Below are 12,118 nucleotides of genomic sequence, written 5' to 3'. Positions count from 1 at the left end.
CGTGGGTGGACAGCGACGAACGAGACGGACCGGGACGACCGATCCGCACCGGAGGCTGGTCCGCCGGTGGTTGCCAACCACCCGAGAGGCAGCGTGGGTGCTGCCGGCGGCCCGAAGGGGTGAGGAGTGCGGACCTGCTCCACAGGTATGGCCTGCGGCACCCACCGTCCACGATCCCCGCCGATCAGGACCGCACGGTTCTGGTGTTCGACCCGGATCAGGCAGCACGTGACCGACCCGATGCTGGTGGAGACGGCCGAGAAGATCGGCGGACTGTTCTGGGAGGAGTGCGGGGGAGGGGCGCGTGGACCGCCCCAGCACGCCTGACTGAGACGGGACCGACGAAGGCCCCGACCGGAAACCGGTCGGGGCCTTTCGTTTGCCCTGGCGGGCTGAGGCGGAGGATACGAGATTCGAACTCGTGAGGGGTTGCCCCCAACACGCTTTCCAAGCGTGCGCCCTAGGCCTCTAGGCGAATCCTCCGTGGGAGAGCTTAGTACATGTCGAGGGGTGCTCGCGAACCGCTATCCCGCAGGTGGCCGTGCGCGGTCGCCTGCGGATCTCAGACGGGGTGGGGTGGACCACCCGGGGCTCGCGATCCGCTACTCTTGGGGCAGCCCCTCGTGCGGCGTCATCTCTCTGAACCCCCCCAGGGCCGGAAGGCAGCAAGGGTAGGAGGGCTCTGGCGGGTGCACGGGGGGTCCTTGCGTTTGCGGGCGGCCCCCGGGCGTGCCGAGGGAGGCCGCGTTTGTCGGCCCGTCCCGATATCGTCGGTGGCGTGTCCCTAGCCCTGTACCGCCGCTACCGCCCCGAGACCTTCGCGGAGGTCATCGGGCAGGAGCACGTGACCGCCCCGCTCCAGCAGGCCCTGCGCAACAACCGGGTCAACCACGCGTACCTGTTCAGCGGGCCGCGCGGCTGCGGCAAGACGACCAGCGCCCGCATCCTGGCACGCTGCCTGAACTGCGAGCAGGGCCCGACGCCCACGCCCTGCGGCGAGTGCCAGTCCTGCCGCGACCTGGCGACCGGCGGCCCCGGCTCGATCGACGTGATCGAGATCGACGCCGCCTCGCACGGCGGCGTCGACGACGCGCGCGAGCTGCGCGAGCGGGCCTTCTTCGCGCCGGTGCACAGCCGGTACAAGATCTTCATCCTGGACGAGGCGCACATGGTGACCTCGGCCGGCTTCAACGCCCTGCTGAAGGTCGTGGAGGAGCCGCCGGAGCACCTCAAGTTCATCTTCGCGACCACCGAGCCGGAGAAGGTGATCGGGACGATCCGGTCCCGCACCCACCACTACCCGTTCCGCCTGGTGCCGCCCGGCACCCTGCGGGACTACCTGGCCGAGGTCTGCGGCCGCGAGGGCATCCAGGTCGAGGACGCGGTCTTCCCGCTGGTCGTCCGGGCCGGCGCCGGCTCCGTCCGCGACTCGATGTCGGTGATGGACCAGCTGCTGGCCGGTGCCGGCGAGGCCGGTGTGACGTACCAGATGGCCACCGCCCTGCTCGGCTACACCGACTCCGCGCTGCTCGACGAGGTCGTGGACGCCTTCGCGGCACACGACGGCGCGACGGTCTTCCAGGTGGTCGACCGGGTCGTCGAGGGCGGCCACGACCCCCGCCGGTTCGTGACGGACCTGCTGGAGCGGCTGCGCGACCTGGTGATCCTCGCCACAGTGCCGGACGTCGGCGAGAAGGGCCTGATCGACGCCCCGGCCGACCGGATCGCCGTCATGCAGGCGCAGGCGGACCGCTTCGGCGCGGCCGAGCTCAGCCGCGCCGCCGACATCGTCAACACCGGCCTGACCGAGATGCGCGGCAACGCCGCCCCCCGCCTCCAGCTGGAGCTGATCTGCGCCCGGGTGATGCTGCCCGGCGCGTACAGCGACGAGCTGTCGCTGCAGGCCCGGCTGGACAAGCTGGAACGGCGCGCCTCGGCCGGCGGCTTCCCCGCGGGCGGCCTGCAGATGCCCGCCGGGCCGATGCCCGGTGTGCCGGCGGCCGTGCCGGACCTGTCGGCCGCGCCCGCGGTGCCGCAGGCCGCTCCCCAGCAGTTCGCCGCCCAGCAGCCCGCGGCCCAGGCCCCGGCCGCTCCGCCCCGGGCCGCCCCGGCCGCTGCCGCCCCCGCGGCGGGCGCCCCGGCCCCCGGCGCCTGGCCGATCCCGCGCAGCTTCCCGGCCGCCGGGCAGGCCCCGGCCCAGGCGCCCGCGCCGGCCCCGCAGCCGTCCGCGCCTCCGCAGGCACCCGCCGCGGCCCCGACACCGATGGCCGCTCCGCCGGCCCCGGCCCCGGCACCGGCCGCCGCCCCCGCGGCGGCGGCCTCCGGCAGTCAGCCGTCGGCCGCCGCGCAGCAGGGCGCCGCCCAGATCCGGCAGATGTGGCCGCAGATCCTGGACGCGGTGAAGAACCGGCGCCGCTTCACCTGGATCCTCCTCAGCCAGAACGGCCAGGTGGCCGGTTTCGACGGCAAGGTCCTGCAGGTCTCCTTCATCAACGCCGGTGCCCGGGACAGCTTCGTGGGCAGCAACAGCGACGAGGTGCTCCGCCAGGCACTGGCCGACGCCCTCCAGGTGGACTGGCGGGTCGAGTGCATCGTGGACCCGTCCGGCGGGGCCGGTGGCGCAGGTGCGCCCGCGGCCCCGCAGGCCGGCGGTGGTGGCGGCGGCTGGGGGGCGCCGCAGCGCCCCGCGGCCCCGCCCGCCCAGCCGTTCCAGCCGCAGCCGGCCGCCCCGCCGCAGGCCGCGGCCCCGCAGCCGGCCGCCCCGGTGCAGCCGCAGCGTCCGGCCCCGCAGGCCGCGGCTCCGCAGCCGTCGGCCGCACCGCCGCAGGCGGCGGGGACGTACCAGCCGCCGCCGGTCGCGCCGGAGGACGACGTCCCGGAGGACGACGACCCGGACCTGACCGAGGAGGCCTTCTCCGGCCAGGAGCTGATCATCCGTGAGCTCGGGGCGACCGTCCTGGAGGAGATCCACCACAACACCTGAGCCGCCCGTCCCGGCCCGTGTCCGGCCACCCCGGCGGCCGTTCACCGGCCGTTCCGGGCCACCGGCCGGCCGGGGGTGGGCAGGGCAGCCGCGGCGGCCGTCCGGGCCGCGTAGGCTCGGGGGCGACGATGTCGTACAGGACAGGAGATGTGCCGTGTTCCCTGGTGGCCAGCCCAACATGCAGCAGCTGCTGAAGCAGGCGCAGAAGATGCAGGAGGAGCTCGGCAAGGTCCAGAAGGAGCTGGCCGAGACCAAGGTGAGCGGTTCGGCGGGCGGCGGCCTGGTCGAGGCGACGGTGACGGGCTCCGGCGAGCTGGTCGCGCTCGCGATCGCGCCGGCCGCGGTCGACCCGGAGGACACCGAGACCCTGGCGGACCTGGTGCTGGCCGCGGTGCGGGACGCCAACGCGGCGGCCCAGAAGCTGCAGGCCGAGCGGATGGGCCCGCTGACCCAGGGCCTGGGCGGCGGCGGCATCCCCGGCCTGCCCTTCTGAGTCCCGGCCCGGGTCCTGGCCCGATCGGGCACCGCCGCCGCGGCCGCCCGCCGCGCGCGGTGCACGGCGGGTGGCACTCCGGTGGCGTGCAGTGTGCCGGTACGCGCCGGTGCTGTGTGATTTATGGGTGAGTCGGGCGCCGGACGGTGTGTCCGGCGCCCGATCCGTTGGATGATGGCACCGGAGCGACGGGCCCGGAGCACTGGGTTCCGGGCCGTGGCCCCGGCCGAAGGAAGGCGTGACGTGTACGAGGGCGTGGTTCAGGACCTGATCGACGAACTGGGCAGGCTGCCCGGCGTCGGGCCCAAGAGCGCGCAGCGGATCGCCTTCCACGTCCTGCAGGCCGATCCGGTGGACGTCCGGCGGCTGGCCGGCGCGCTGATGCAGGTGAAGGAGAAGGTCCGGTTCTGCGCGGTCTGCGGCAACGTCGCGGAGTCCGAGCAGTGCCGGGTCTGTCTGGACCCGCGCCGCGACCTCGCGGTGATCTGCGTGGTCGAGGAGCCGAAGGACGTGGTGGCGATCGAGCGGACGCGCGAGTTCCGCGGCCGCTACCACGTGCTGGGCGGCGCGATCAGCCCGATCGAGGGCGTCGGTCCGGACGACCTGCGGATCCGGGAGCTGATGACCCGGCTCGCCGACGGCACGGTCACCGAGCTGATCCTGGCCACCGACCCCAACCTGGAGGGGGAGGCGACCGCCACCTACCTGGCCCGGCTGTGCAAGTCGATGGGCCTGAAGGTGACCCGGCTGGCGAGCGGCCTGCCCGTCGGCGGGGACCTGGAGTACGCCGACGAGGTCACCCTCGGCCGGGCCTTCGAAGGGAGACGACTGCTCGATGTCTGACCACAGGGACACCGCCCACACCAGCGAGCCCGACGACTTCGCCGTGCAGATCGCCGACTCGGTGGAGAGCTTCGTGCTCGCCGTCACCGAGGTCGCCAAGGGCGACGAGCCGGGCAGCGCGATCTCGCTGCTGCTGCTGGAGGTCTCGCAGCTGCTGCTGGCGGGCGGCCGGCTGGGGGCGATCGAGGACGTCGTGCCGGAGGACCGCTTCGAGCCGGACACCGGGCCGGAGCCGGACGGCGTCGAGCTGCGCGAGCGGCTCGCCGAGCTGCTGGCGCCGATCGACGTGTACCACGAGGTCTTCGACCCCTACGGTCCGCCGGAGAAGCCGAGCGCCTTCCGGATCTCGGACGACCTGGCGGGCGTGGTCGCCGAGCTGCGGCACGGCCTGGTGCACTACCGGGAGGGCCGGGTCAGCGAGGCGCTGTGGTGGTGGCAGTTCTCGTACCTGTCCAACTGGGGCTCGACCTGCACCGCGGTGCTGCGGGCGCTGCAGTCGCTGATCGCGCACGTCCGGCTGGACAGCCCGATCGGTGCGGCGGTGGACGGTGCGGACACCGACCAGGACGGTCTCACCGACGAGCAGCTGGAGCAGCAGGCGGGCGACCTGATGGCCGCCGAGCTGGGGCTGTGACGAAGGTTCCACCGAATCTCCACATCGTGAAATCCGGGGTCGGGCTGGTGCCCGGCCCCGGATTTTCTTTCGGCGGGCGGCCGTCCGCCCGCAGACCTGCCTGTTGCCGCTGCTCACCAGGCGATATGGTCGTCTCGTCATATGGATGGCTCCGGTCGCCCGCGCCCCGCTCGATAGACTGGCCGCGACCGCAGAAGGGGGCCACCACCCCCGAAACGACACAAGTCGAGGAGCGCACGTGGGCCTTGTCGTGCAGAAGTACGGCGGCTCATCCGTTGCGGATGCCGAAGGCATCAAGCGCGTCGCCCGACGGATCGTCGACACCAGGAAGGCCGGCCATGAGGTCGTCGTCGTGGTGTCCGCGATGGGAGACACGACGGACGAGCTCATCGAACTCGCGGAACAGGTGACCCCTATTCCGTCCGGCCGTGAGTTCGACATGCTGCTGACCGCAGGAGAGCGCATCTCCATGGCTCTGCTGGCCATGGCGATCAAAACGCTGGGCTTCGACGCCCAGTCCTTCACGGGCAGCCAGGCGGGCGTCATCACCGACGCCACGCACAACAAGGCACGCATCATCGACGTCACGCCCGGCCGGATCCGCAACGCCCTGGACGAGGGCAACATCGCGATCGTGGCCGGCTTCCAGGGCGTGTCGCAGGTCAGCAAGGACATCACCACGCTCGGCCGCGGCGGCTCCGACACCACGGCCGTCGCCCTGGCGGCGGCGCTCGGCGCCGAGGTCTGCGAGATCTACACCGACGTGGACGGCGTGTTCTCCGCGGACCCCCGCGTGGTGAAGAAGGCGCGCAAGATCGACTGGATCTCCTTCGAGGACATGCTGGAGCTGGCCTCGTCCGGCTCCAAGGTGCTCCTCGACCGGTGTGTCGAGTACGCGCGCCGCTACAACATCCCTATCCACGTCCGCTCGTCGTTCTCCGGCCTGCCGGGGACTATCGTGAGCGCCGACAACCCCAACAAGCCCGAAGGGGGCGAGATGGAGCAGGCCATCATCTCCGGAGTCGCCCACGACACGTCCGAGGCGAAGATCACCGTCGTCGGAGTGCCGGACAAGCCGGGCGAGGCGGCCCGGATCTTCCGTGCCATCGCGGACGCCGAGGTCAACATCGACATGGTGGTGCAGAACGTCTCCACCGCGTCGACCGGTCTGACCGACATCTCCTTCACCCTGCCGAAGACCGACGGCCAGAAGGCCATCGACGCGCTCGGCCGGGTCAAGGACGGCATCGGCTACGAATCGCTGCGCTACGACGACGCCATCGGCAAGCTCTCGCTGGTCGGTGCCGGCATGCGCTCCAACCCGGGCGTCACCGCCACGTTCTTCGAGGCGCTCTCCGAGGCCGGGGTCAACATCGAGTTGATCTCCACCTCCGAGATCCGCATCTCGGTCGTCACCCGCTCCGAGGACATCCCGGAGGCCGTGCGCGCCGTGCACACCGCCTTCGGCCTCGACACGGAGACCGACGAGGCCGTGGTCTACGGCGGCACCGGCCGCTGACGCACCGGACGGGCCGGGGCACCCGGGTGCCCCGGCCCGTCCGTCTGCGCGCAGCCGGACGGCGGCCCGCCGGCCCGCGATCGGGACGACCGTCACGGTTTCTCCCGATCCTTCCGAGACAATCCGTCAGAATCACCCGTTGTCCCGCTGGAGCGGGCTCCGGTCGGTACGGAAGAATGGCAGGCCGTCCGGGCAACCATGACGGGGGATCGAGTGTCCAACAGGCGTGTCGAACGTGATCGAAGCGGTGCCGGCGGTGTCGCTGCCGCTGCCGGTGCGCCGGTCGGCAGCTAGTCGGATGGGCTCGGCCGCGGCGGCGGACGCGACAGGGGCCAGCGTCGACCAGCTCACCGAGACGTACCAGGCCCACTACCGGTCCTTGCTGCGCCTCGCCGCGCTGCTGCTCGACGACCTCTCCTCGTGCGAGGACGTCGTCCAGGAGGCGTTCATCCGGGTCCACGCAGCCCGGCGGCGGGTGCGCGAACCGGAGAAGACCCTCGCCTACCTGCGGCAGACCGTCGTCAACCTGTCCCGCTCCACCCTGCGCCGACGGATCCTCGGCCTGCGCCTGCTCCCCAAGCCCATGCCTGACATGGCCAGTGCAGAAGAAGGGGCCTACGATGCGCTGGAGCGCGATCAGTTGAGGACCGCGCTGCGGGGACTGCAGCGCCGTCAGCGGGAGGTGCTCGTGCTGCGCTACTACGCGGACCTGACGGAGGCCCAGGTCGCCGAGGTGCTCGGCGTCTCCGTCGGCTCGGTGAAGGCGTACGGCTCCCGTGGACTGGCCGCCCTGCGCATCCTGATGGAGGGCAGCCATGACTGACGATCAGCCCGGCGCCGCCCGCGCCGAGCACGAGCTGCGGACCCTCCTCCACCGGGCCGTGGCCACCGTCGAACCCGACCCGGCCGCCCTCGGCCGGATCCGGCACGCCGTGCCCCGCCGCCGTGCCCGCCGCCGCAACGCCTGGACGGGCGCGGTCGCCGCCACCCTGCTCGCCGCGGCCGTCGTCCCCGCCCTGCAAGCCGTCCGGCCCTTCGACCTCTCCGGCGGCACCACCGCCGGCAGCACCGACGCGCACGGCGCCGACCGCACCCCGCGCGCCACCCGCGGCTCCACCGGCGGACCGCGCACCGCCCCGCTCCCCGCCCAGCCGGACGGCCGGCCCACCCCGTCCGCCGACGCGAGCGGCAGCACCGCCGCCACCGGCCCCGGCAGCGCCGCCGCGAGCGCGCCCGCCGCCGTCCCCGACTGCCTGCGCACCGACCTCGGCCGCGCCACCGCCCACCTGGAGCCGGTCGACGGCGCGGGCAGCACCTACGGCTACTTCACCGTCCGCAACACCTCGGCGCGCAGCTGCGGGGTGACCGGACCCGGCACCGTCGCCGCCACCGCCGGCGGCCCCGCCGACCAGACCCGGATCAAGGTCGTCGACCACATCGCGGGCGACGCCGCCACCGCCCTGCCCGCGCCCGCCGCCGTCGCCCTGCCGATCGTGCTCGGCCCCGGCGAGGGGTACCGGGTGCGGTTCGGCTGGGTGCCCGAGGGCACCTGCCCGAGCAGCGCCCCGCGGGCCGGTGCCGCCGCACCCGAGGCCCCGGCCACCGCAGCGGCCAGCAGCGGCCCGGACGCGCCCGCGGCCGCCACCGCGGAGCCCAGTCCCAGCCCGACGCCCACCGCGGACCCGCCGAGCGTCACCGTCGCCCACACCCCGGTCGGCGGCGACCCCGCGGCGGCCAGCACCGTGATCACCGGGAGCTGCGGCGGCACCGTCTACCGCACCGCCCCCGAGGCCGTCCCGGCCGAGTCCCCCACGGCCGTCGCCACCCCGGGCCCGAGCCGGTAGTCGTCCTCACGACGCCCGGCCGGCGGGTCCGGCGGCGCGTGGGGCACCCCGCGGCGCACCCGCGACCGGCGAGGCCGCGCCCCGGCCCTCCCGCCCGGACCCGCCGGGCGCGGACCCCGCCGGGCGGGCGGGCGGCGCGGCGGGCACCCCGGAGGCAGGGGCGGCCATAGGAGGTGGTTACCGTGGTGGGTGTGTACCGGTTTCTCCTGACTCCGCGGTGGATCGCCGCCACCGCCGTCGGCGTGGTCGCCATCGCGGTCTGCCTGCTGCTCGGCACCTGGCAGCTCGGCCGCTTCGAGGCTCGGGTCGACACCCACCGGAACACCGCCGCGGCCACCGCGGCCCAGGCGGCCGCCGCCCCGCTCGGCGAGGTGCTCACCGCGGGCAGCCCGCAGGTCGGCACCGACACGGTCGGCCGGGCGGTCACCGTCACCGGCAGCTATGACACCGCCCACCAGCTCCTGGTGCCCGGCCGCACCCTCGACGGACGGCAGGGCTACTACGTGCTCACCCCGCTGCGCACCGCCGACGGGCGGGCCGCCGCGGTCGTCCGCGGCTGGGCGCCCGGCGACCCCGGCACCGGCCCCGCCGTCCCGTCGGCCCCCGCCGGCGAGGTCACCGTCGCCGGACGGCTCCAGGCACCGGAGAACAGCGGCAGCGGCGGCGCCGTCGCGGGCGGACTGCCCGCCGGGCAGCTCGGCACCATCAGCCCGGCCACCCTGATCAACGTGCTGCCGTACCCCGTCTACGACGGCTGGGTCGCCGCCGACGGGGCGACCGGCCCGCTGACCGCGGTGCCCACCGTCGAGCCGCAGGGCGGCAACGGCCTCACCCTGCGCGCCTTCCAGAACCTCGGCTACACGCTGGAGTGGTTCGTCTTCGCCGGCTTCGTGGTCTTCATGTGGTTCCGCCTCGTGCGCCGCGAGGCCGAGGCCGCCCAGGACCGGGCCCTCGGGCTCGTCTGAGCCCGGTTCCGGCGGCCCGGGCGGTCAGCGCTTCGTCGGCAGCGGGGTCTTCGCCGTCGGCAGCGGCGAGCGCGGCGAGGGCAGCACGCCCCCGGCGGCCGTCCCCGGTGACGCGCTCGGGAAGGACCACGACCCGCTCGGCGACGGGCCCGGCGAGGAACCGCAGGAGCCGTCGCCGCTCGACCCGGAGGTCGACCCCGAGGTGGTGCTGCTGTGGTGGTGGTGCACCGTGCGGCTGCTCTTCGACTTCTTCGCGCTGCGCCCCGTCTTGGCCAGCAGCTGCGCGGACAGGTCGCCGCCGAGCGCACCGCCCGCCGCGGTCCCGTCCGCGGCGGTGTCGTCCGGGGCGGTCCCGGCGACCGTGAACGCGTCCACCGACAGCGACGGCCGGCCCGCCGCGTTGTAGTCGCAGGGGTCGTCGCTCTCGTCCGAGCACGCGGTCGCCGTCAGCAGGACGGTCAGGGCCGCGGCGGTGGCCAGGGCGGTGCGTCTGCTCATCTGCCGTCTCTCCCGAGCGCGGGGCCGTCGAGGTGGCGCCGCGCGAAGTCGATCTCCAGCCTCAGCTGCCGGATGCGTTCCTCCACCACCAGCGAGCCGTGCCCGGCGTCGTAGCGGTAGACCTCGTGCACCTTACCCAGCTCGTCCAGCCGGTCGACGTAGTTCTCGATCTGCCGGATCGGGCACCGCGGGTCGTTCACCCCGGCGCTGATGTACACCGGGGCCTTCACCCGCTCCACGTAGGTGAGCGGCGAGGACGCCCGCCAGCGGTCCGGCACCTCCTCCGGGGTACCGCCGAACAGCGTGCGGTCCAGCGACTTCAGCGCCTCCATCTCGTCGTCGTACGCGGTGAGGTAGTCCGCCACCGGGACGGCCGCCAGGCCCAGCGTCCAGTCGTCCGGCTGCACCCCCAGGCCCAGCAGGGTCAGGTAGCCGCCCCAGGAGCCGCCGGACAGCACCAGCCGGGCAGGGTCCGCCAGCCCGGACTCCACCGCCCACGCCCGGACGGCGCCGATGTCCTCCAGCTCGATCAGGCCGACCCGCTCGCGCAGCGCGTCCGTCCACGCCTGCCCGTAGCCGGTCGAGCCGCGGTAGTTGACCCGGACGACGGCGAAACCGTGGTCCAGCCAGGCCGCCGGCCCGGCCGCGAAGGAGTCGCTGTCGTGGTGGGTCGGGCCGCCGTGCACCTCGAACACCGTCGGGAACGGGCCCTCGCCGGCCGGCCGCTGCACCAGCGCGTGCACCCGGCCGCCCGGGCCCTCCACCCAGACGTCCTCCACCGGCACCGACCCCGGCGGCACCGGCCCCGGCGCCCGCAGCACCACCGTGCCCGCCGTCGAGCGGACGGCCGAGGGCTCCGCCGCCGAGGACCACAGGAACTCCACCGTGCCGTCCGGCCGCGCCGTCGCCCCCGCCACCGTGCCCCGCGGCGTGTCCAGCCGGGTCAGCCGGCCGCTCGCCAGGTCGTACGAGAACAGCTCGCTGCGGGCCTCGTACTCGTGCTCGATCAGCAGGGCCCGCGCGCCCGGCCGCCACTGCGCCGACAGGTCGCCGGGGAACTCCCGGCCCTGCTCGTCGCGCAGGCCCAGCTCGGTCTCCGAACCGGTGGCGACGTCCCACAGCATCGGCTCCCAGCGGCCCCGCCGCTGGTGCGCGACCAGCAGCCGGGTGTCGCCGTCCGCCGGCGCGAAGCCGAGGCAGGCCACCCCGCGCGGCTCCTCGCGGCCGGTCACCTCGTCCAGCTCGGCGAGCGCCGCGCCGTCGGAGAGCCGCAGCACCCGGATCGCCGAGTGCATCGCGTCACCGTGCTCGGTGTGGTCGACCGCCAGCAGCGACCCGTCGTAGGAGAGGTCGCCGATGCCGCCGTACTCGGCGTGCCGGTACACCTCCTCCACCTCCGAGGCGCCGGGGCGGCGCAGGAACAGCGTGGTGCCCTCGTCGTCCGTCGAGGTGCCCACCACCACCGTGCCGTCCCGGCCCAGCGCCAGGCCGGCCGAGTACGCGGCGGGCACACCCGGCACCGCCTCCTCGTCCGGGCCGCCCGCGAACGGCTGGCGCCGCCACACCCCGAACTCGTCGCCGTCGGTGTCGTCGAACCACCACACCCACGCGCCGTCCGGACTGAGCTCGGCGTCCGTGGTGCCGTTCGGGCGGTCCGTCACCCGGCGGTGCACGTCCGCGGCCCGGTCCCACGCGTACACCTCGTAGGTGCCGGTGGAGTTCGACACGTACAGCGCCCGCTCCGGGGCGTCGTCCGCCCAGTCCGGCAGCGACACCCGGGCCGCCCGGAACCGCTGCTCCCACGCCGGTGCGCTGCTCTTCTCCTCGCTCATCCCCCCATCCAACCCGATGCCCGGCGCGGAACGGAACGCGTCCGACCGCGCCGGGCGCCGGGCCGCGGCGGCAGCCGCCCTCAGGCGCCCGGGACCCTGTCCAGGAACCCGGCCACCGAGGCGATCCGGCCCTCGCCGTCCAGGGCGAGCACGTCGAAGCCCTCCACCAGCGGCTCCGCGCCCGCCGGCCCCAGACCCCAGGTGAACCGGGCCACGTGGTGGTGCGCGTCGACCGGGCCCAGGGTGAACACGAACCCCGGGAACTGCCCCTGCACCGCCGCCACCGTCGCGTCCAGCCCGTCCCGACCGGCCACGTCCACCAGCGGGTCGGTGTAGCTGCCGTCCTCCGCCCACAGGGTCTCGATCACGGCCCGGCGGGCCTCGCCGTCGGTCTCGTTCCAGACGGCGATGTACTGCTCCACGATCTGCTGAAGGTCGCTCACGGTGGTGTCCTCCCGGTCCGTCGCGGGTCGTTCCCGCTGCTCACGAAGGTAGGCGGGATCCGCA

Annotated in this window: 11 protein-coding genes, 1 tRNA gene and 1 other RNA gene; 9 read left to right on the top strand and 4 right to left on the bottom strand. The window is 74.4% G+C overall.

Annotation, left to right across the window (positions count from 1 at the left end):
• Positions 1 to 398: 398 nt before the first annotated feature.
• A tRNA-Ser gene (locus AB0O09_RS09835) sits at positions 399 to 483 on the bottom strand.
• Positions 484 to 615: 132 nt separating this feature from the next.
• Between AB0O09_RS09835 and ffs the strand changes: the two genes are divergently transcribed.
• The 9 genes from ffs (at position 616) to AB0O09_RS09790 (ending at position 9,281) form a co-directional block, all read left to right on the top strand.
• Positions 616 to 706, top strand: an RNA gene (gene ffs, locus AB0O09_RS09830) — signal recognition particle sRNA small type.
• A gap of 72 nt (positions 707 to 778) precedes the next feature.
• Positions 779 to 2,983: a DNA polymerase III subunit gamma and tau gene (locus AB0O09_RS09825; protein WP_363541010.1), complete on the top strand. Its 2,205-nt coding sequence runs from the start codon at positions 779 to 781 to the stop codon at positions 2,981 to 2,983.
• A gap of 154 nt (positions 2,984 to 3,137) precedes the next feature.
• Positions 3,138 to 3,476 carry a YbaB/EbfC family nucleoid-associated protein gene (locus tag AB0O09_RS09820; protein WP_263104625.1) on the top strand — a complete coding sequence of 113 codons (339 nt, stop codon included), beginning with the start codon at positions 3,138 to 3,140 and terminating at the stop codon, positions 3,474 to 3,476.
• 243 nt (positions 3,477 to 3,719) lie between these two features.
• Positions 3,720 to 4,319 (top strand): recombination mediator RecR, encoded by a 600-nt coding sequence (gene recR / locus AB0O09_RS09815; RefSeq protein ID WP_363541009.1) that lies wholly within the window; start codon positions 3,720 to 3,722, stop codon positions 4,317 to 4,319.
• Complete coding sequence (locus tag AB0O09_RS09810) at positions 4,312 to 4,953, top strand: DUF5063 domain-containing protein (protein ID WP_263104627.1); 642 nt, start codon at positions 4,312 to 4,314, stop codon at positions 4,951 to 4,953. Before recR ends, AB0O09_RS09810 begins: the two co-directional genes overlap by 8 nt.
• A gap of 238 nt (positions 4,954 to 5,191) precedes the next feature.
• A complete protein-coding gene (locus AB0O09_RS09805) occupies positions 5,192 to 6,472 on the top strand; it encodes an aspartate kinase (protein ID WP_363541008.1) in 1,281 nt (426 codons plus the stop codon).
• A gap of 298 nt (positions 6,473 to 6,770) precedes the next feature.
• A complete protein-coding gene (locus tag AB0O09_RS09800; RefSeq protein ID WP_344622880.1) occupies positions 6,771 to 7,295 on the top strand; it encodes a SigE family RNA polymerase sigma factor in 525 nt (174 codons plus the stop codon).
• On the top strand, positions 7,288 to 8,316 hold the full coding sequence (locus AB0O09_RS09795) for a hypothetical protein (protein ID WP_363541007.1): 1,029 nt from the start codon (positions 7,288 to 7,290) through the stop codon (positions 8,314 to 8,316). Before AB0O09_RS09800 ends, AB0O09_RS09795 begins: the two co-directional genes overlap by 8 nt.
• A gap of 191 nt (positions 8,317 to 8,507) precedes the next feature.
• Positions 8,508 to 9,281 (top strand): SURF1 family protein, encoded by a 774-nt coding sequence (locus AB0O09_RS09790; RefSeq protein WP_363541006.1) that lies wholly within the window; start codon positions 8,508 to 8,510, stop codon positions 9,279 to 9,281.
• A 24-nt stretch (positions 9,282 to 9,305) separates the two neighbouring features.
• Here the strand turns inward: AB0O09_RS09790 and AB0O09_RS09785 are convergent, their stop codons facing one another.
• From AB0O09_RS09785 to AB0O09_RS09775, 3 genes are all read right to left on the bottom strand, one after another.
• Positions 9,306 to 9,779, bottom strand: a complete 474-nt coding sequence (locus AB0O09_RS09785; RefSeq protein ID WP_363541004.1) for a hypothetical protein — start codon at positions 9,777 to 9,779, stop codon at positions 9,306 to 9,308.
• Positions 9,776 to 11,611 carry a prolyl oligopeptidase family serine peptidase gene (locus tag AB0O09_RS09780; RefSeq protein ID WP_363541003.1) on the bottom strand — a complete coding sequence of 612 codons (1,836 nt, stop codon included), beginning with the start codon at positions 11,609 to 11,611 and terminating at the stop codon, positions 9,776 to 9,778. The genes AB0O09_RS09785 and AB0O09_RS09780 overlap by 4 nt, the downstream gene beginning before the upstream one ends.
• A gap of 80 nt (positions 11,612 to 11,691) precedes the next feature.
• Entirely contained in the window at positions 11,692 to 12,054 is a 363-nt protein-coding gene (locus tag AB0O09_RS09775; RefSeq protein WP_363541001.1) for a nuclear transport factor 2 family protein, read from the bottom strand.
• Positions 12,055 to 12,118: the final 64 nt, after the last annotated feature.

It is taken from the genome of Kitasatospora sp. NPDC093679, from assembly GCF_040683455.1.
GTDB classification, from domain to species: domain Bacteria; phylum Actinomycetota; class Actinomycetes; order Streptomycetales; family Streptomycetaceae; genus Kitasatospora; species Kitasatospora arboriphila.
Note: the sequence above shows the minus strand (reverse complement) of the source record. Positions and strands in the feature narration are given on the sequence as shown.

Excerpts from the sequence above, each read along its gene's own strand:
- AB0O09_RS09810 (WP_263104627.1), top strand. The coding sequence starts at position 4,312 with ATGTCTGACCACAGGGACACCGCCCACACCAGCGAGCCCGACGACTTC.
- AB0O09_RS09800 (WP_344622880.1), top strand. The coding sequence starts at position 6,771 with ATGGGCTCGGCCGCGGCGGCGGACGCGACAGGGGCCAGCGTCGACCAG.
- AB0O09_RS09795 (WP_363541007.1), top strand. The coding sequence starts at position 7,288 with ATGACTGACGATCAGCCCGGCGCCGCCCGCGCCGAGCACGAGCTGCGG.
- AB0O09_RS09785 (WP_363541004.1), bottom strand. The coding sequence starts at position 9,779 with ATGAGCAGACGCACCGCCCTGGCCACCGCCGCGGCCCTGACCGTCCTG.
- AB0O09_RS09780 (WP_363541003.1), bottom strand. The coding sequence starts at position 11,611 with ATGAGCGAGGAGAAGAGCAGCGCACCGGCGTGGGAGCAGCGGTTCCGG.